This is a genomic window from Dactylosporangium sucinum (assembly GCF_014647515.1).
GTDB lineage: Bacteria > Actinomycetota > Actinomycetes > Mycobacteriales > Micromonosporaceae > Dactylosporangium > Dactylosporangium sucinum.
Genome location: NZ_BMPI01000007.1, coordinates 63,076 through 81,198 on the forward strand (window position 1 = coordinate 63,076; position 18,123 = coordinate 81,198).

Annotated in this window: 13 protein-coding genes; 5 read left to right on the forward strand and 8 right to left on the reverse strand. The window is 73.6% G+C overall.

Annotated features, from left to right (window positions below; all coding sequences use genetic code 11):
* The first annotated feature begins 10 nt into the window (after window positions 1-10).
* Window positions 11-955, forward strand: coding sequence for a phosphotransferase (locus IEZ31_RS08805; RefSeq protein ID WP_190249268.1), 945 nt, complete (start codon window positions 11-13; stop codon window positions 953-955).
* Here IEZ31_RS08805 and IEZ31_RS08810 read toward each other — a convergent pair.
* The 5 genes from IEZ31_RS08810 to pdxR form a co-directional block, all read right to left on the reverse strand.
* Window positions 932-1,447, reverse strand: a complete 516-nt coding sequence (locus IEZ31_RS08810) for a DUF501 domain-containing protein (RefSeq protein ID WP_229834500.1) — start codon at window positions 1,445-1,447, stop codon at window positions 932-934. The two genes, IEZ31_RS08805 and IEZ31_RS08810, sit on opposite strands and share 24 nt — an antisense overlap.
* On the reverse strand, window positions 1,444-1,977 hold the full coding sequence (locus IEZ31_RS08815) for an FtsB family cell division protein (protein WP_229834502.1): 534 nt from the start codon (window positions 1,975-1,977) through the stop codon (window positions 1,444-1,446). Before IEZ31_RS08815 ends, IEZ31_RS08810 begins: the two co-directional genes overlap by 4 nt.
* Before the next feature lie 40 nt (window positions 1,978-2,017).
* Window positions 2,018-3,295, reverse strand: a complete 1,278-nt coding sequence (gene eno, locus IEZ31_RS08820; protein ID WP_190249270.1) for a phosphopyruvate hydratase — start codon at window positions 3,293-3,295, stop codon at window positions 2,018-2,020.
* Between the two features lie 583 nt (window positions 3,296-3,878).
* The gene (locus IEZ31_RS08825) at window positions 3,879-5,492 is read right to left on the reverse strand and encodes a DUF885 domain-containing protein (protein WP_190249271.1); all 1,614 of its coding nucleotides are present in this window, start codon (window positions 5,490-5,492) and stop codon (window positions 3,879-3,881) included.
* A 16-nt stretch (window positions 5,493-5,508) separates the two neighbouring features.
* Window positions 5,509-6,873 carry a MocR-like pyridoxine biosynthesis transcription factor PdxR gene (pdxR, locus tag IEZ31_RS08830; protein WP_190249448.1) on the reverse strand — a complete coding sequence of 455 codons (1,365 nt, stop codon included), beginning with the start codon at window positions 6,871-6,873 and terminating at the stop codon, window positions 5,509-5,511.
* A gap of 74 nt (window positions 6,874-6,947) precedes the next feature.
* Here pdxR and IEZ31_RS08835 point away from each other — a divergent pair, with 74 nt between their 5' ends.
* Genes IEZ31_RS08835 through IEZ31_RS08845 form a run of 3 tightly spaced genes read left to right on the forward strand, consistent with a single transcriptional unit; the run spans window position 6,948 to window position 9,773 of the window.
* The gene (locus IEZ31_RS08835; protein ID WP_190249272.1) at window positions 6,948-7,925 is read left to right on the forward strand and encodes a DMT family transporter; all 978 of its coding nucleotides are present in this window, start codon (window positions 6,948-6,950) and stop codon (window positions 7,923-7,925) included.
* Entirely contained in the window at window positions 7,811-8,596 is a 786-nt protein-coding gene (locus IEZ31_RS08840; protein WP_190249273.1) for a patatin-like phospholipase family protein, read from the forward strand. The genes IEZ31_RS08835 and IEZ31_RS08840 overlap by 115 nt, the downstream gene beginning before the upstream one ends.
* 37 nt (window positions 8,597-8,633) lie before the next feature.
* Window positions 8,634-9,773, forward strand: a complete 1,140-nt coding sequence (locus tag IEZ31_RS08845; RefSeq protein WP_229834507.1) for a Fic family protein — start codon at window positions 8,634-8,636, stop codon at window positions 9,771-9,773.
* Here the strand turns inward: IEZ31_RS08845 and IEZ31_RS08850 are convergent.
* Genes IEZ31_RS08850 through mfd form a run of 3 tightly spaced genes read right to left on the reverse strand, consistent with a single transcriptional unit; the run spans window position 9,737 to window position 14,995 of the window.
* Window positions 9,737-10,678 (reverse strand): nucleoside triphosphate pyrophosphohydrolase, encoded by a 942-nt coding sequence (locus IEZ31_RS08850; protein WP_190249274.1) that lies wholly within the window; start codon window positions 10,676-10,678, stop codon window positions 9,737-9,739. The two genes, IEZ31_RS08845 and IEZ31_RS08850, sit on opposite strands and share 37 nt — an antisense overlap.
* A gap of 5 nt (window positions 10,679-10,683) precedes the next feature.
* Window positions 10,684-11,391 (reverse strand): hypothetical protein, encoded by a 708-nt coding sequence (locus tag IEZ31_RS08855; protein ID WP_190249275.1) that lies wholly within the window; start codon window positions 11,389-11,391, stop codon window positions 10,684-10,686.
* Window positions 11,392-11,410: 19 nt separating this feature from the next.
* Window positions 11,411-14,995 carry a transcription-repair coupling factor gene (mfd, locus tag IEZ31_RS08860; RefSeq protein WP_190249450.1) on the reverse strand — a complete coding sequence of 1,195 codons (3,585 nt, stop codon included), beginning with the start codon at window positions 14,993-14,995 and terminating at the stop codon, window positions 11,411-11,413.
* Between the two features lie 281 nt (window positions 14,996-15,276).
* On the opposite strand from mfd, the gene ppc reads away from it, so the two are divergent.
* Complete coding sequence (gene ppc, locus IEZ31_RS08865) at window positions 15,277-18,102, forward strand: phosphoenolpyruvate carboxylase (protein ID WP_190249276.1); 2,826 nt, start codon at window positions 15,277-15,279, stop codon at window positions 18,100-18,102.
* The last annotated feature ends 21 nt before the right edge of the window (window positions 18,103-18,123 follow it).

The window sequence follows — 18,123 nt, forward strand, 5'->3', positions numbered from 1 at the left end:
CCTTGTCGGGGTGCTGACACCACCCCGGGAGCTCCCAGATGACGCGCTCGCGTCACTGCTCGTCCACGAGTGGGGACTCACGGTCAAGTCGCTCACCTACCGGCCGGTCGGCTTCGGCAGCCACCACTGGGAGCTCGTCGACACGTCGGGCTCCCGGTGGTTCGTCACCGTCGACGAGCCGGCCGACCCGGCCCGGCTGCGCGCGTCGCTCGCCGTCGCCGCCGACCTGCACGTGACCGGCCACACCTTCGCGGTCGCCCCGGTGCCGACGCTGCGCAGCGAGACGATGCTGACGAGCGGGCCGTTCGCGATCGCCGTCTATCCGTTCGTCGACGGCACCAGCTTCGAGTGGAACGCGTTCGCCGGGCCCGAGCACCGGCAGGCCACCCTCGACATGATCATCCAGCTGCACACCGCCCCGCCGGTGGTGCGCCGGCACGCGCGGGTCGACGACTTCGCGGTCCCGCACCGCGACGAGGTCGAGCAGGCGCTCAAGCGGCCCGGGCCGGACTGCGGGCCCTATGCGGCGGCCGCGGCCGACCTGCTGGCCGCGCACCGGGAGCCGCTGCGGCGGTTGCTCGCGCGGTACGACGAGCTCGTCCTGGAGAGCCGCGCCGAACCGGTGCGCGCCGTCCTCACCCACGGCGAGCCGCACTCGGGCAACACCATGCGGACGCCGACCGGCTGGCGGCTGATCGACTGGGACACCGTGCTGATCTCGCCGCCGGAGCGCGACCTGTGGCTGATCGAGCCGGGCGACGGATCGATCTTCACGGCGTACGCCGAGGCGACCGGCGTCCTGGTCCGCCCCTCGACGATCATGCTCTTCCAGCTGCGCTGGGCCCTCGCCGACATCGCGGTCGAGGTGCGCCGCTTCCGCCGGCCGCACACCGGCACCTCGGACGACGCCGACGGCTGGGAGATCCTGTGCTCAGTCCTCGCCCGGATCGAGTGACACGCACGGGCCCGCGGCCCACCACTCGCCGGCCTGCTCACGCGTCTCGTCGCCGAACGGGTTGACCCCCGGCCCGGCCGCGAGCGCGTGGCCGAGGTGGACGTGCAGGCACTTCACCCGGGTCGGCATGCCGCCCGCGGACACCCCGGCGATCTCCTGGACGTGCCCGATCTCCTCGCGCCTGCGGAGGTACTGCTGGTGCGCCCGCTCGTAGGCCGCGGCCAGCTCCGGGTCCTCGGCGAGGCGGGCGTTCATCGTCTTCATGAGCCCGGCCGACTCCAGCCGGCTGCACTCATGGACCGCCCGGGGACAGGTCAGGTAGTACAGCGTGGGAAACGGCGTGCCGTCGGGCAGCCTCGGCGTCGTCTCCACCACGTCGGGCAGCCCGCAGGGGCACCGGTGCGCGACGGCCCGCGTCCCCCGCGGCGCGCGGCCGAGCTGCGCCGCGACCACCGCCAGATCCTGCTCGGTGGCCTTCTCGGGTTCGCTCACTGCTTGTCCGCCGCCTCGACGCTCGACCACAACTTGCCATACCACGGCCGGGGTGCCTTCTCCGTGCCCGGCACGTCGGCCGGGTCGGTCGCCTGCGCCCGGCTCGGGTCGACCACCACATACGGCTTCTCGCCCGGCAGCACCATGTGCAGCCGCTGCCGGGCCTGACTGATCACATACTCCGGGTCGTCCCACTTCTTGGCGCGGGCGGCCATGTCCGCCACCTTCGCCGCCTGGAGCTCCTGGCTCTGCTCGTAGGCGGCGATCTCCGCCTCCTGAGCGAGGTACACCCGGACCGGATAGGCATAGGCGAGCAGCAGGACCAGCAGGACCAGGCTCAGGACCACGGCCCGGCTGGTGAACCGCCGCGGCTGCGGCGCCCGGGTGCGCAGGGCGGCGCCGCCGGTCGACACCGCGCGGCGGGCAACCGTGGGGCGGGCGTTCGGGCGGGTCGCGCCGCGCGTGCGAGGGGCCTCCCGGCCGCGCCCGCCCGGCCTGGTCCGCTGCTGCATGCCCTCCCCCTGTTCCATGCCGGCGCCCGCCTTGTGGGGCGGGCGCCGGAAATTCCCACTAACGGTAACGCGGGAACGCGCCGCGGCCGGCGTAGCGCGCCGCGTCGTCGAGCTCGTCCTCGATGCGCAGCAGCTGGTTGTACTTCGCGACCCGCTCGGAACGGGCCGGCGCGCCGGTCTTGATCTGGCCGCTGCCCACGGCCACCGCCAGGTCGGCGATGGTGGTGTCCTCGGTCTCACCCGAGCGGTGGCTCATCATCGTGCGGAAGCCGGCGCGGTGCGCCAGGTCCACGGCGTCGAGCGTCTCGGTGAGCGAGCCGATCTGGTTCACCTTCACCAGCACCGCGTTGGCGGTGCCGGTGGCGATGCCCCGGGCGATACGCTGCGGGTTGGTGACGAACAGGTCGTCGCCGACGATCTGGATGCGGCCGCCGAGCGCGTCGGTCATCGCCTTCCAGCCGTCCCAGTCCTCCTCGGACAGCGGGTCCTCGATGGACACGATCGGGTACGCGTCGACGAGCTGCGTGTAGTACGCGATCATCTCGTCGGCCGACTTCCCGGCGCCCTCGAACTGGTAGCCGCCGTCCTTGTAGAACTCGGTGGCCGCCACGTCGAGCGCGAGCACGACGTCGCTGCCGAGCGAGTAGCCGGCCTTCTCCACCGCCTCGGCGATCAGGTCGAGCGCGGCCGCGTTGGTCGGCAGGCTGGGGGCGAACCCGCCCTCGTCGCCGAGCCCGGTGGCCAGGCCCTTCTTCTTCAGCACCGACTTGAGCGTGTGGTACACCTCGGCGCCGGTCCGCAGCGCCTCCCGGAACGTCGGCGCGCCGATCGGCGCGATCATGAACTCCTGGATGTCGACGTTGGAGTCCGCGTGCGCGCCGCCGTTGAGGATGTTCATCATCGGCACCGGCAGCAGGTGCGCGTTGGGCCCGCCGAGGTACCGGTACAGGCTGAGGCCGGCCGAGTCGGCGGCCGCCTTGGCCACGGCGAGCGAGACGCCGAGAATGGCGTTGGCGCCGAGCTCCGACTTCTCCGGCGTGCCGTCGAGGTCGAGCATGGCCTGGTCGACGAGCCGCTGCTCGGTGGCGTCGATGCCGAGCACGGCCTCGGCGATACGCTCGTTGACGTTCTCGACGGCCTTCTCGACACCCTTGCCGAGGTAGCGCTTGCTGTCGCCGTCACGCAGCTCGTTGGCCTCGAACGCGCCGGTCGAGGCGCCGGAGGGAACGGCCGCACGCGCGAGCGTGCCGTCGTCGAGCGCGACCTCGACCTCGACGGTCGGGTTGCCGCGCGAGTCCAGGATCTCCCGGGCGCCGATAGCTTCAATAGTGGCCACTGTCGTGGAACCCCCTACGTTGGAACGGTGTCTCCGACCGCCACGGTGCGGCAACCTGAGCCTATCGTTCGGCCGGATCCAGCAACGCCACCCTCCCCGGACTGCCTCCGTTCCGCCCGTTGCGCCACACCGCCCCACCCCCGCGCTGGCCCGCCGCGCTGGCCGCCGCCGCGCTCCTCCACCGCCGCGCTGGCCCGCCGCGCTGGCCGCCGCCGCGCTCCTCCACCGCCGCGCTGGCCCGCCGCACTGGCCCACCGCCGCGCTCCTCCACCGCCGCGCTGGCCCGCCGCACTGGCCCACCGCCGCGCTCCTCCACCGCCACGCTCGCCCGCCACGCTCGCCCTTCTCCACCGCCGCGATCTTGGAGTTGTGGTCCCCATTTTGTCCCCCATGTCGGACAAATCCCGGACACAAGTCCAAGATCGCGGGGCAGATCGCGGCGCGGCACGGGGCAGATCGCGGCGCAGGGCAGGGCAGGGCGCGGGCGCGGGGCCCGGCGCGGGGCAGGGCAGGACGCGGGGCGGGGCAGGACAGAGCGCGGCGCAGGGCGCGACGGGGCAGCGCGGGGCGGGAGAGCGCCGGGCTACAGGCCGAGCAGCGTGTGCAGGTGGCGCGGGGGTGGGGAGCCGTGGGCCAGCATCCGGTCGTGCCAGTCGCGCTGCGCGACGTCCGCCGGGCGGGCGTGCGCCACCTCGCTCACCTCCGTGTAGCCGACGAAGTACGTCGAGAGCTGGGTCGAGCTCAGCAGCGCCCGGCGCCACTTGCCGGCCGCCTCGCCCTCCTCCTGGAACCCGGCGTCCATCATCAGCGACATCGCCTCCTCCTCCGGCATGCCGTCGCAGTGGATGCGCTGGTCGATGACGGCGTTGATGGTCATGCGCAGCTGCATCTTCAGCTGCTGCAGACGCACCGGCAGGCCGCCGAAGCCGTGGGCCGCCATCAGCTCCTCGGCGTACACCGCCCAGCCCTCGACGAACGGGCCGGACCAGCCGATCGCGCGGGCCCGGGTGCGGCCGCGGTAGCGGCGGGCGTGGGCCAGCTGCAGGAAGTGGCCCGGGATCGCCTCGTGGACGGTGAGGTCGCGCAGCATGTGGGCGTTGTACTCGCGGTAGAACGACTCGACCCGCGCGGCGGACCAGTCCGACGGCGTCGGGGAGATGCAGAAGAACGTCGGCAGGTCGGCCGGCTCCAGCATGCCGGGCGGGTCGCAGTACGCCACCGCGACGCCCCGCGCGAACTCCGGCATCTCCATGATGACCAGCGGGTCGTCGGCGAGGGAGACCAGGTCGTGGGCGCGGACGAACTCGGTCGCCTCGTCGAGGGAGACCTTCGCCAGCTCCACGATCGTGTCGTTGTCGGGGACGTCGGCGGCCAGGCGGGCGAACGCCTCGCGGACGGTGTCGTCCGTCTCCGGGCCGCCGGTCAGCTCGGCCGCGGCGGCGCGCAGCTCGGCGCCGACCCGGGCGACGTTCGCCTCGGCGCGGGCGAGGACCGTCGCCGCGGACAGCTCGGTGTCCAGCGTGTGCCAGAGGCGGGCCTCCCACAGGCGGCGGCCCAGGCGGGGGTCGCGCTCGGCGGTGTCGAGCCGGTCGCGCAGCCACTCGGAGAACGCGTCGAGCTCGGCAGCCGCCCGCTCCTGCAGCGGCCGGACCACCTCGGTCAGCCCGGGGGCCTCCTTGAGCAGCTCGCCCAGCTCGTCGCGGACCAGCCGGGCCGTGCCCGCGAACTGCCCGATCGCCGTCTCCACGTGCACCCGCGGCGAGTCCCGCAGGACCTCTCTCGCCGTTGCCAGCGCATCCGGTACCGCGGAAAGCCGCGCCGCCAGCGACACCAGGCGCTCGTCGGCCGGCGCGAACGGGCGCGCGATCAGCCCGTGCAGCAGGGCGCCGGGGTTGTACGCCAGCGGGTTCCACTCGTGCTCGCGCACCTCGGTCCGCTCGAAGAGCATCCGCTCCACGCGGGCCAGCAGGACGGCGTGGTCGACGGACTCCTGCACGTCGAGCGTGTCGGCGTCGATCTGGCTGAGCGCGGCGGAGGCGTCGCGCAGCATCTCCACGTCGTCGGCCACCGCCGAGGCGGAGAAGTCGGGCAGCCGGTCGTCGAACCGGTGGTCGCCGGCCGCCGCCGCGAGCCGCGGGTCGGCCTCCAGCAGCGCGTCGGCGATGTGCTCGGCGAGAGGCACGAAGTCATGCGGCATCCCGAAACCGTATCCCCTAGACGAGCGTCGCGAGGGTGCGCACGGCCCGGGCGAGCTCGTGCGGGGTGTGCGCGGCGTACCCGAGGACCAGCCCGGCCGGCCCCCGCTTGCGCATCCGCAGCGCCGACAGGGCGAGCGGGCCGAGGCCCGCGGCGGCGGCCCGCTCGACGATGGCGACGTCGTCGGTGCCGGGCGGCAGCTCGACGACGAGGTGCAGGCCGGCCGCGATGCCGCCGATGCGGGCCTTCGGCAGGTGCCGGCGCAGCGCGGCGACGATCGCGTCGCGCCGCTCGCGGTGCAGGCGGCGGGCGCGGCGCAGGTGCCGGTCGTAGCCGCCGCCGGCCAGGAACTCGGCGAACGCGAGCTGCTGCAGGGCGGGGCCGCCGTTGTCTGCGTCGGCCTTCGCCGCGCACAGCCCGGGCAGCCAGGCCGGCGGCGCGACCAGCCAGCCGAGCCGCAGGCCGGGCGCGAGCACCTTGCTGACCGAGCCGACCAGGGCGACCCGGTCCGGTGCCAGGCCCTGCAGGCAGGCGACCGGCTCGCGGTCGTAGCGGTACTCGGCGTCGTAGTCGTCCTCGACGATCAGCCCGTCGACCCGCCGCGCCCAGCCGACCAGCTCGGCGCGCCGCCGGGGGGCGAGCACCACCCCGGTCGGGAACTGGTGGGCCGGGGTGAGCAGCACCGCCTTCGCCCGCGTGCGGCTCAGCGCGCGCACGTCGAGGCCCTCCTCGTCGACCGGGACCGGCACCACCTCCAGCCCGAGCCGGGCCACGTGGTCGCGCAGGGCCGCCGAGCCGGGGTCCTCGAACGCGATCCGCCGGACCCCGCGGGCCAGCAGCGCGTGGGCCACGAGGGCGAGGCCCTGGGTGACGCCGGCGGTGACGATGAGGCCCTCGGGCGCCACCAGCGCGGCCCGCACCCGGCCGAGGTAGCCGGCCAGCTCCTGGCGCAGCCGGGGCACGCCCACCGCGTCCCCGTAGTCGAAGTCGGCGTCGAGCGCCCCGGTCAGGGCCGTCTCGTAGGCGCGCCGCCACGCCGTGCGGGGGAACATGCCGAGGTCGGGCACGCCCGGGCGCAGCGGGGCCACCGCCGTCGCGCGCTCGGGCAGGCCTTCCCGTTGCCGCGGTACCGCGGTCGCGACGGCCGCCACCACCGTGCCCGAGCCGCGCCGGGTGACCAGCCGCCCCTCGGCGGTGAGCTGCTCGTAGGCGCCGACGACCAGCCCGCGGGACACCCCGAGGTCGGCCGCCAGATCGCGGGTGGAGGGCAGCCGGGTGCCCGGCGCCAGCCGGCCCCGGGTGATCGCGTCGCGCAGCGCGCCGACCAGCTGGTCGCCGACCCGGGGCCGGGTGCGGTCGAGCTCGACGAGCGCCTCCCACACCGACAATTGGTCCTCCAAAAGCAGGGTTCGGTGGCACTGTAGCGTGGACCACTCGCCGCCGTAGGTTCGGCCGTATGACCCGCCGGCACATCGCGTACTGCGTCCTGACCTGCGCACTTCTCGGCAGCTCGTTCACCGTCAGCCGGTCCATCGGCAGCTTTCCGGTGCTCACCGGGCAGGCGCTGCGGTACACCCTGGCCGCGCTCGCACTGTTCGCGTTGCTGGCTACCTCGCAGCGCCGGCTGCCGACCCTGCGTGAGCTCGTGCGGCTGGGCGCGGTCGCGGCGACCGGCCTCGTGCTGTTCAACGTCCTGCTGCTCGCCGCGCTCCGCCACGCGGACCCGGCGGTGATCGGCACGATCGTCGGGGTGAGCCCGCTGGTGCTGGCGCTGCTCGGGCCGCTGCAGGAGGGCCGGCGGCCGTCGCGGCGGCTGCTGCTCGCGGGCGGCGTCGTGGTGCTGGGCGCGGCCCTGGTGGAGGGCTTCGGCCACACCGACCCGGCCGGGCTGTGGGCGGCGGTGGGCGTGCTGGGCTGCGAGGCGGCGTTCTCGCTGCTCGCCGCGCCGCTGCTGCCGCGGCTCGGGCCGGTGCGGGTGTCGGCGTGGAGCACGCTGCTCGCGGTACCGATCCTGCTGCTGCTCGTGCCGGTCACCGGTGAACGCCCGCGGCTGCCCACCCGGGAGGAGGCCGCCGCCATCGCGTTCCTCGGGCTGGTGCTGACGGTCGTCGCGTTCGTGTGCTGGTACGCCGCGGTGGCCGGGCTCGGCGTCGACCGGGCCGGGCTGTTCGTCGGCCTCGTGCCGGTGTTCGCCCTGCTCACCGTGTCCATCGTGGACGGCGTGCGGCCCGGCCTGCCGCGGGTGGCCGGGGTCCTGCTGGTCGGCTCCGGCCTCGTCCTGGCCGCCCGGAACGTCGGGCAGCGTGTTAAGCAGGATGCATGGCAAGCACCGCGCTCGTCCTCGGCGCCGGCGGCATCACCGGCGTCGCATGGCAACTCGGAGTCCTCATCGGCCTGCACGACCGGGGCGTCGACCTCGGCGGCGCCGACCTGATCGTCGGCACCTCGGCCGGCGCGATGACCGGCGCCCTCATCGGCGCCTTCCGCGACCCCCGCACGGCGGCCGCCATCGAGGCGCCGCTCGGCCCCGGCGACCCGCCGCTGCACGCCGACTGGAGCCGCGGCGCCGTCGCCTTCGGCCTGCTCCAGGACGAGTCGCTCAGCCCGGCCGAGATGCGCCGGCAGATCGGGACGATCGCGCTGGAGGCCGAGGTGGGCCCGCCCGACCCGTGGCTGGCGGCGTTCGCCCGCCGGCTGCCGATCACCGAGTGGCCGGCCCACCTGCTGGTGACGGCCGTCGACGTCCACACCGGCGAGCCGGTGCGCTGGACGGCCGCCTCGGACGTGCCGCTCGCGGCCGCGGTCGCCGCCAGCTGCGCGGTGCCGTGCATCTTCCCGCCGATCCCGGTGAACGGCAGCCGCTACATGGACGGCGGCGTCCGCTCCCGCACGAACGCGGACCTGGCGGCCGGCCACGACACGGTGTACGTCCTGGCGCCGCGCATGCCGATGCTGCAGCGCGAGGCCGTCGACCCGTCGTTCGTGCTCATCGAGCCGTCGGCGGAGGCGACGGAGGCCATCGGCGGCAACGTCTTCGACGCCACCCGCTGGACGGCGACCCTGCGGGCCGGCGAGGCCCAGGCCCACACCCTGGACCTGACCTGACGCCGAAATAATATCGGCATTCTGCTAGGATAATTTTATGCTCTACGCAGTCCCGACGCTCCAGGCCGACGACGAGCGGGTGCTCGAAGACATCGACCGGATGCGGGAGAGCCTGCGATACCAGGTGGCCACCCCGCACCGGTGGACCGGTCAGCTTCGCCGCCAACTCGTCGCCCACGGCATCAAGGGATCAAACTCGATCGAGGGTTACCAGGTGTCGGTGGACGACGCCGTCGCCGCCGCCGGCGGCGACGAACCCCTCGACACCGCGCCCGAGGTGTGGGCCGAGATCACCGGATACCGGGACGCACTCACGTTCGTGCAACAACTCGCCAACGCCGCCGAGTTCCGTTTCGGATACATGCTGCTCAACAGCCTGCACTTCATGATGCTCAAGCATCATCCGGAGAGGTGGCCCGGCCGGTTCCGGCCGAGCGGCATCTGGATCACCGACCACTCGACCGGCGAGGTCGTCTACACCGGCCCGGACGCCGGCGATCTGGCCCCGCTGATGGGCGAACTCGCCGACTGGCTGCAGGACGGTGATCTTGCGGCCCCACTGTTCGTACGAGCGGCGGTCGCCCACCTCAACCTGGTCCGCATCCATCCGTGGCGAGACGGGAACGGACGGATGTCGCGGTGCCTGCACACCCTCGTGCTGGCCCGCGATGCCGTTCTCGCCCCGGAGTTCTCGTCGATCGAGGAGTGGCTCGGAACCGGGCGGAACACCTTCGACTACTACGACGCACTGCGGGAAACCGGAGGCGAGCGCTGGCAGCCGCACGCCGACACGCTGCCGTGGGTGCGGTTCTGCCTCCGAGCGCACCACATGCAGATGCAACGGGTCCAGCAACGGCTCGACCGCGCAGCGCGGTTGTGGGAGACGCTCGAAGGTCTCGGACTGCCGGCCCGGACGACCTCGGCACTGTATGCGGCGGCGTCCGGGGGGCGCGTGCGGCGCACCACCTACCAGCGCGACGAGCAACTGACCGCCGACCAGGCCACCCGCGACCTGCGGATGCTCCTGGAGCACGGACTGCTGGAGCAGCGCGGCCAGACCCGGGGGCGGCACTACGTCGGCGCGTCGTCACTGATGCGGATCAGCGAGGCGTTGGGCCGCCCGGAGCCGCTTGCCGACCCCTACGACCGCTCCACGCGGCGGACCGCGTCCAGGTAGGACAGCGCGGCCGCGCGCAGGGCGGCCTCGGCGTCGCCGTCCTCGGACTGGGCGCGGGCGACCAGTGCGAACAGCGCCCCGCCCAGGTCGGTCGGCGGCGGCAGCGGGACGTCCAGGCCCGCGCGGGCGACCCGCTGCAGCAGCTTGGCCGCCAGGGCCAGGGCCGGCTGGGAGAGGGCCACGCCGTCGACCGCGGAGGCGCGGGACTTCTCGGCCTTCTTGATCTGCTCCCAGTTGGCGATGATGTCGTCGATGCCGCCGACCTCGGTGTCCGCGAACACGTGCGGGTTGCGGCGGATCAGCTTGGCGACCAGGTCGCCGGCCACGTCGTCGATGGTGAAGCCGGCCGTCTCCTCGCCCAGCCGGGCGTGCAGGACGACCTGGAGCAGGACGTCGCCGAGCTCCTCGCGCACGGCCTCCGCGTCGTCGTCGCGGATGGCGTCGTAGAGCTCGTACGCCTCTTCCAGCAGGAACGGCGCCAGGCTGTGGTGGGTCTGCGCCCGCTTCCACGGGTCGCCCTCGGCGGGGTGCATGAGGCGGTCCATGACGGTGACCGCGTCGAGGAGCCGCGCGCCGGGCGGGTCCCAGGAGCCGTAGAGCAGCTCCAGCTCGGCCAGGCCGGGCTCGCGGGCCAGCCGCAGGCCCAGCTCGCGGGCCAGCTGCTCGTCGCCGTCGGGCGCGGCGAGCCACACGATCGTCCCGTGCTCGGCCAGCGCCGTCAGCAGCGTTTCGACGTGGGCGGGCACGACCGAGACCGTGGCGCCGGCCGCCCGCAGCGCGTCGAGCTGCTCGGACGAGGCGCCCGCATACACCGGGTGGGCGCGCACCAGGTCCCACGCCTGCGCGGTCAGCACCCCGGCCGGCAGCCGGGGCGACGTCACCAGCAACACCACCCTGCCGGACACGGACCTCAGGCCTCCTCCACGGGCACCTTCCCGTCGTCGGGGAAGGCGATGTCAATCGGGACCAGGCCGCTCGGCAGGCTCAGAATCGCCGGCAGCACCAGCCCACCGTATCGCGGGTTGATCGTGACCCCGGACGCGGCCGCGGCGAGCGTCTGCTGTGCGCTCGCGGCCGCCCCGAAGGCCGGGTACCGCTTGAGATCCGCGATCATCTCGTCGTGCCCGACCCCGTCCGGCACCTGGCCCGCGTCGACCAGCGCGTCGAGGAACCGGCCGGCCTCCTCGTCCGTCGGCGGCCGCTCGGGATGTGCGGCGACGATCGGCTGGACCACCTGCCAGTAGTCGAGCCACAGCCGCAGGTAGGGGTCCGACGGCGGCAGGCCGAAGATCGCCGCGAACACGTCGGACGACCGGGGCGCGGCGGGCAGGCCGCGCTCGGTGAGCAGCCGCTCGCCCACGTGCCGCAGCACGATGAGCGACACCACCTCGGCCGCGGTCGTGTGGACCAACGGCGGCTGGGGACCCGGGCCGCCGGCCCGGCGGGCGGCCCAGCGCTCGTCGCCGACCGCGTTCACCGCGCGGACGACCTCGTCGACCTCGGCGACGGTGATCGCGCGGTCGCCCAGGTAGGCCGCGACCGCCGGGCTGGAGCGACACCCCGCGAGCGCGGCCAGCAACGCGAGCACGGCAAGCGGGGCGAGACGGTGAGCACGCATGGTGCCCACCATCGCACGCTCAGTGTTTGTCACCGAGGACGGTCGTGAGGAGTTCACCCGCCCAGTCGAGCAGCTGGGTGTCCCGCATCGGCTCGCCGCCGACCCGCCGGGTGGACGGGCGGGGCAGCGAGACCGTGTCGGCCGCCGCCTTGTAGACCGCCTCCGGGTAGAGCCGCTTGAGCCGCAGCTGCTTCGAGTCGGGCAGCTGCAGCGGCGCGAACCGGACGTGCTTGCCCTGCAGGGACACGTCGGTCAGCCCGTAGGAGCGGGCCAGGAAGCGGAACCGCGCGACCGCCAGCAGGTTGGCCACCGGCTCCGGCGGCTCGCCGTAGCGGTCGCGCATCTCGGCGACGATCTCGTCGAGCGCGGCGGCGTCCTTCGCTCCGGCGATCTTGCGGTAGATCTCCAGGCGCAGGCGCTCGGCGCCGATGTACTCCAGCGGCAGGTGCGCGTCGACCGGCAGGTCGATCTTGACGTCGGGCTCCTCCTCTTCCGGCCGCTCGCCCTTGAACTGCTGGACCGCCTCGCCGACCATCCGCACGTAGAGGTCGAAGCCCACGCCCTCGATGTGCCCGGACTGCTCGCCGCCGAGCAGGTTGCCCGCGCCGCGGATCTCCAGGTCCTTCATCGCGACGTACATGCCGGCGCCCAGCTCGGTGTGCTGCGCGATGGTGGCCAGCCGCTCGTGGGCGTGCTCGGTGAGCGGCTTGTCCGGCGGATACAGGAAGTAGGCGTAGGCCCGCTCGCGGCCCCGGCCGACCCGGCCGCGGATCTGGTGCAGCTGGGCCAGGCCGAGCAGGTCGGCCCGCTCGACGATCAGGGTGTTGGCGTTGGGGATGTCGATGCCGCTCTCGACGATCGTGGTGCAGACGAGGACGTCGTACTCCTTCTCCCAGAAGCCGACCATGATCTTCTCCAGGGCCTCCTCGCCCATCTGGCCGTGGGCGACCGCGACCCGCGCCTCGGGGACCAGCTCGCGCAGCCGGCGCGCGGCCCGCTCGATCGACTCGACCCGGTTGTGCAGGTAGAAGACCTGGCCGTCGCGCAGCAGCTCGCGGTGGATCGAGGCGGCGACCTGCTTGTCGTCCTGCGCGCCGACGAACGTGAGCACCGGGTGGCGCTCCTCCGGCGGGGTGGCGATCGTCGACATCTCGCGGATGCCGGTGATCGCCATCTCCAGCGTGCGCGGGATCGGCGTGGCCGACATCGTCAGCACGTCGACCGAGGCGCGCAGCTGCTTGAGGAACTCCTTGTGCTCGACGCCGAAGCGCTGCTCCTCGTCGACGATCACCAGCCCGAGCTGCTTGAACCGGGTCGCCGACTGCAGCAGCCGGTGGGTGCCGATCACGATGTCGACGGTGCCGTCGGTGACCTTCTCCATGGTCAGCTTCGTCTCGGTCGGCGTCTGGAACCGCGACAGCTGGCGGACCTCCACCGGGAACTGGGCGACCCGGTCGGAGAACGTGTTGAAGTGCTGCTGGGCGAGCAGCGTGGTCGGCACGAGCACGGCGACCTGCTTGCCGTCCTGCACCGCCTTGAACGCCGCCCGCACGGCGATCTCGGTCTTGCCGTAGCCGACGTCGCCGCAGATCAGCCGGTCCATCGGGACCGCCTTCTCCATGTCGCCCTTGACCTCCTCGATCGCGGCGAGCTGGTCGGGGGTCTCGTGGTAGGGGAAGGCGTCCTCGAGCTCGCGCTGCCAGGGCGTGTCCGGCCCGAAGGCGTGGCCCTGCGAGTTCTGCCGCACGGCATACAGCTGGATCAGCTGCGCGGCGATCTCCCGCACGGCCTTGCGGGCGCGGGACTTCGCCTTCTGCCACTCCGAGCCGCCCATCTTGTGCAGGGTCGGCGTCTCGCCCCCGACGTAGCGGGAGAGCTGGTCGAGCTGGTCGGTCGGCACGAACAGCCGGTCACCCGGCTGGCCGCGCTTCGACGCCGCATACTCGATCACGAGATACTCCCGGTCGGCGCCGTTGACCGTGCGCTGGACCATCTCGACGTAGCGCCCGATGCCGTGCTGCTCGTGCACCACGAAGTCGCCGGTGCGCAGCTCCAGCGGGTCGATCTGGTTGCGCCGGCGGCTCGGCATCTTGCGCATGTCCTTGGTGGACGCGCCGCGGCCGCCGGAGATGTCGGTGCCGGTGATGACGGCGAGGCGGGCGCTCTCGTCGAGGAAGCCGTTGCCGAGCGAGCCGGTGGTGATCGTGACGACGCCGCCCGCCGGCTCGTCCGCCAGCGTGTCGACCAGCGAGACGCCGAGGTCGGCGTCGCGGAGCACCTCGGCCGCCCGCTGGGCCGGGCCGGTGCCCTCGAAGACCAGGGTGATCCGCCAGCCCTCGCCGGCGATCCGCTTGAGGTCGTCGACGACCCGGGCGGTCTCCCCGTGGTACAGCGGAACCGGCTGCGCGGACAGGGTGATCGCGACGGCGTCGTCGGACACCGTCACCACGGTGTCCTCCTCGCCGAGCCGCCACGGCTCGACCTCGCGCACGGCGCTGTCCTCGGCGGCGGCGAACGGGCTCAGCGACCACCAGGGCTGCCCGAGCGACGCCGCCGCCGCGCGCACGTCGCCGAGGTGGCGGAACGCGGCCGCGCCCAGGTCGATCGGCGCCTTGCCGCCGACCGCGGCCGCGGCCCAGCTGGCCTCCAGGAACTCGTCGCTGGTGCGCACCAGGTCGTGGGCCCGGGTGCGGATGCGCTCCGGGTCGCACAGCAGCACGTGGGTGCCGGCCGGCATGGTGTGCAGCACCAGCTCCAGCGAGTCGGTGCCGCCGAGCAGCGCCGGCGCGAGCGACTCCATGCCCTCGACCGGGATGCCGGCGGCCAGCTTGTCGAGCATCTCGGCGAGCTGCGGGTGGTCGGTCGACAGCGCCGCCGCCCGGGCCCGCACCTCGCCGGTGAGCAGCAGCTCCCGGCACGGCGGGGCCCACAGCCGGTCGACCTTCTCGATCGTGCGCTGGTCGGCGACCGCGAACGAGCGGATCTCCTCGACCTCGTCGCCCCAGAACTCGACCCGCAACGGGTGCTCCTCGGTCGGCGGGAACACGTCGAGGATGCCGCCCCGGACCGCGAACTCACCCCGCTTGGTGACCAGGTCGACCCGCGCGTAGGCGAGGTCGGCCAGCCGGGCCACCAGCGCGTCGAGGTCGGCCGAGCCGCCGGGGCGCAGCTCGATCGGCTCCAGGTCGCCGAGGCCCTTGAGCTGCGGCTGGAGGACCGAGCGGACCGGCGCCACGACGACCCGCGGGCGGGGCGCGGCCTCGGTCGGGTGGGCCAGCCGGCGCAGCACCGCGAGCCGCTTGCCGACCGTGTCGGAGCGCGGGGACAGTCGCTCGTGGGGCAGCGTCTCCCACGCCGGGTAGACGGCGACGTCGTCCGGGTCGAGCAGGCACCCGAGGGCGGCGGCCAGATCCTCGGCCTCCCGCCCGGTGGCGGTGACCGCGAGCACCGGCCGCTCGGAGGCGACGGCGGCGACGAGGAACGCGCGCAGCGACGGCGGCCCGGTCAGGTCGACCTGGTCGGAGTGCCCGGCGCGGGCGAGGTCACGGGCCCGGGCGAGGCCCGGGTCGGCGAGGGCGGCGGAGGTGAGACCGGCGAGCTTCATGGCGGTGTGCGACCCAATCTGCACGGCAAACAACCCCGCGCCCGGAACGGACGGGGGTGGTCGATGCGGTTACCAGAGTATCCGCCCGGTCTGACACTTCGCCGCCGTCGGCGAACCCGCCGCCGTCGAGGCCGCCGTCATCACCCTGCGTGAGAGGCTGGTTAGAGACATCACTCACCGACCGCGCCCGGGGCGGCGCCGTAGCCGATACGATGCCGGTGAAATCGGACAGCGCCGTCCCCCCAAGCCGAGCCGACCACACCGCTAGGGGGACGTTTCCAATGTCCGCAGAAGCTCCTGCGTCGAGCGCAACCGACGCCGCGCTGCGCGCCGACATCCGACGCCTGGGATCCCTGCTCGGCCAGAGCCTGGTCCGGCAGGACGGCCAGCACCTGCTCGACCTCGTCGAGGAGGTGCGTGCCCTGGTGCGCTCCGACCCGGAGGCCGCCGCCGAGCGTCTGCACGGGCTCGACGTGGTCACGGGCACCCAGCTGGCCCGGGCCTTCTCGACGTACTTCCACCTCGCCAACATCACCGAGCAGGTCCACCGCGCCCGGGAGCTGCGCCGCATCCGGGTCCGCGAGGGCGGCTGGCTGGAGCGGGCCGCGAAGCTGATCGCCGACCGCGGGGTCGGCGTGCGCGAGATCGGCTCGATCGCGTCGAAGCTCGGCGTGCGCCCGGTCTTCACCGCCCACCCGACCGAGGCGGCCCGCCGCTCGATCCTCACCAAGCTGCGCGCCGTCGCCGACGAGCTCGACGCCGAGGCCGTGGCCACCGCGCTCGACGGCTCGCTGGAGCCCGACAAGACCCGCTCGGCGCGCACCGACCGGCGCCTGGCCGAGCTGCTCGACCTGCTGTGGCAGACCGACGAGCTGCGCCTGGAGCGCCCGGAGCCGTCCGACGAGGCCCGCAACGCCGTGTACTACCTCGCCGACCTGGCCGAGGGCGCCGCGCCGCAGGTCCTCGACGACCTCTACGAGACGCTCAAGGACCTCGGGGTGCAGCTGCCGCCCACCGCCCGCCCGCTCACCTTCGGCTCGTGGATCGGTGGCGACCGCGACGGCAACCCGTTCGTCACCCCGGCGGTGACGCGTGACGTGCTGCTCATCCAGCACGAGTACGGCATCCGGATGGCCGAGGGCGTGATCGACACGCTGATCGACGAGCTGTCCGTGTCCAAGCGGCTGCGCGGAGTGTCGCTCGACCTGTCCGCGAGCCTCGCCGCCGACCTGGACAACCTGCCGGAGCTGCCGGCCCGCTACCGCCGGGTCAACCTGGAGGAGTCCTACCGGCTCAAGCTGCGCTGCATCCGGCTCAAGCTGCAGCACACCCGCAGCCGCCTGGCCACCGGGACGCCGCACAAGCCGGGGCGCGACTACCTCGGCACCGCCGAGCTCATCGCGGACCTTGAGCTGATGCGCGCGTCGCTGGCCCGCAACGGCGGCCAGCTGGCCGCGACCGGCCGGCTCGCCTCGGCGATCCGCACGCTCTCCGCGTTCGGCCTGCAGCTGGCCACGCTCGACGTGCGCGAGCACGCCGACCAGCACCACGAGGTGCTCGCCCAGCTGTACCGCCGGGTCGGCGAGATCGACTACCCGGCGCTCGACCGCGACTCCCGCCGCCAGCTGCTCATCGACGAGCTCACCGGCCGCCGCCCGCTGGCCACCCGCGACACGTCGCTGAGCGACTCGGCCCGCAAGACGTTCGACGTGTTCTCGGCGATCCGCGAGGTCCAGGACCGGTTCGGCCCGGAGGTGATCGAGACCTACATCATCTCGATGACCCAGGGCATCGACGACGTCCTCGCCGCCGTGGTGCTGGCCCGCGAGTGGGGCCTCGTCGAGGTCAGCGCCGGCGCCGGGTTCGGCGGCGCGTCGATGGAGTCGGCCCGCGCCCGGATCGGGTTCGTCCCGCTGCTGGAGCAGGCCCGGGAGCTCGAGATGGCCGGCGAGCTGCTCGACGACCTGCTCTCGATCCCGGTGTACCGCGCGATCGTCCGCGCCCGCGGGGACGTCCAGGAGGTCATGCTCGGCTACTCGGACTCCAACAAGGACGCCGGCATCACCACCTCGCAGTGGATGATCCACAAGGCCCAGCGGCAGCTGCGCGACGTCGCCGCCCGCCACGGGGTGCGCCTGCGGCTGTTCCACGGCCGGGGCGGCACCGTCGGCCGCGGCGGCGGCCCCACGCACGAGGCCATCCTGGCCCAGCCCTGGGGCACGCTCGACGGCGCGATCAAGGTCACCGAGCAGGGCGAGGTCATCTCCGACAAGTACACGCTGCCGGCCCTCGCCCGGGAGAACCTGGAGCTCACCCTGGCCGCCGTGCTGCAGTCGGCGCTGCTGCACACCGAGCCGCGGCAGCCGGCCGAGTCGCTGGCCCGCTGGGACTCGGCGATGGAGACGGTCTCGACGGCCGCGTTCGCGAACTACCGGGCGCTCGTCGAGAACCCGGACCTTCCGGCGTACTTCTGGGCCGCCACCCCGACCGAGCTCCTCGGCGCGCTGAACATCGGCTCGCGCCCGGCCAAGCGGCCCAACGCCGACGCCGGCCTGTCCGGCCTGCGGGCGATCCCGTGGGTGTTCGGCTGGACCCAGTCCCGCCAGATCGTGCCGGGCTGGTTCGGCGTGGGCAGCGGGCTGAAGGCGGCCCGGGAGGCGGGGCTTTCCGAGGTACTGCGGGAAATGCACGAAAAGTGGCACTTCTTCGGCACCTTCCTGTCCAACGTCGAGATGATGCTGGCCAAGACCGACCTGGAGATCGCCTCCCGCTACGTCGACACCCTGGTGCCGGACCACCTGCACCCGATCTTCGACGTCATCCGGGAGGAGTACCAGCGCACGGTCGAGGAGGTCCTGGCGATCACCGGCGAGACGGCGCTGCTGGACCGCCAGCCGGTGCTGCACCGCACGCTGGGCGTCCGGGACAGCTACCTGCAGCCGCTGCACCACCTGCAGGTCACGCTGCTCGACCAGTACCGGGCGAGCAAGGCGGCCGACAGCGGCGCCTGGACCGGCGGGCGGAAGGCCTCGCCCGACCCGGCGCTCGAACGGGCGCTCCTGACCACGATCAACGGCATCGCGGCGGGCATGCGGAACACCGGTTGACCGCTTTGGCAGACTGTCGGT

Bases quoted from the DNA above. Each gene is read 5' to 3' on its own strand.
- IEZ31_RS08815 (WP_229834502.1), bottom strand. From the start codon at position 1,977: ATGGAACAGGGGGAGGGCATGCAGCAGCGGACCAGGCCGGGCGGGCGC.
- IEZ31_RS08825 (WP_190249271.1), bottom strand. From the start codon at position 5,492: ATGCCGCATGACTTCGTGCCTCTCGCCGAGCACATCGCCGACGCGCTG.
- IEZ31_RS08835 (WP_190249272.1), top strand. From the start codon at position 6,948: ATGACCCGCCGGCACATCGCGTACTGCGTCCTGACCTGCGCACTTCTC.
- IEZ31_RS08840 (WP_190249273.1), top strand. From the start codon at position 7,811: ATGGCAAGCACCGCGCTCGTCCTCGGCGCCGGCGGCATCACCGGCGTC.
- IEZ31_RS08845 (WP_229834507.1), top strand. From the start codon at position 8,634: ATGCTCTACGCAGTCCCGACGCTCCAGGCCGACGACGAGCGGGTGCTC.
- IEZ31_RS08855 (WP_190249275.1), bottom strand. From the start codon at position 11,391: ATGCGTGCTCACCGTCTCGCCCCGCTTGCCGTGCTCGCGTTGCTGGCC.
- mfd (WP_190249450.1), bottom strand. From the start codon at position 14,995: ATGAAGCTCGCCGGTCTCACCTCCGCCGCCCTCGCCGACCCGGGCCTC.
- ppc (WP_190249276.1), top strand. From the start codon at position 15,277: ATGTCCGCAGAAGCTCCTGCGTCGAGCGCAACCGACGCCGCGCTGCGC.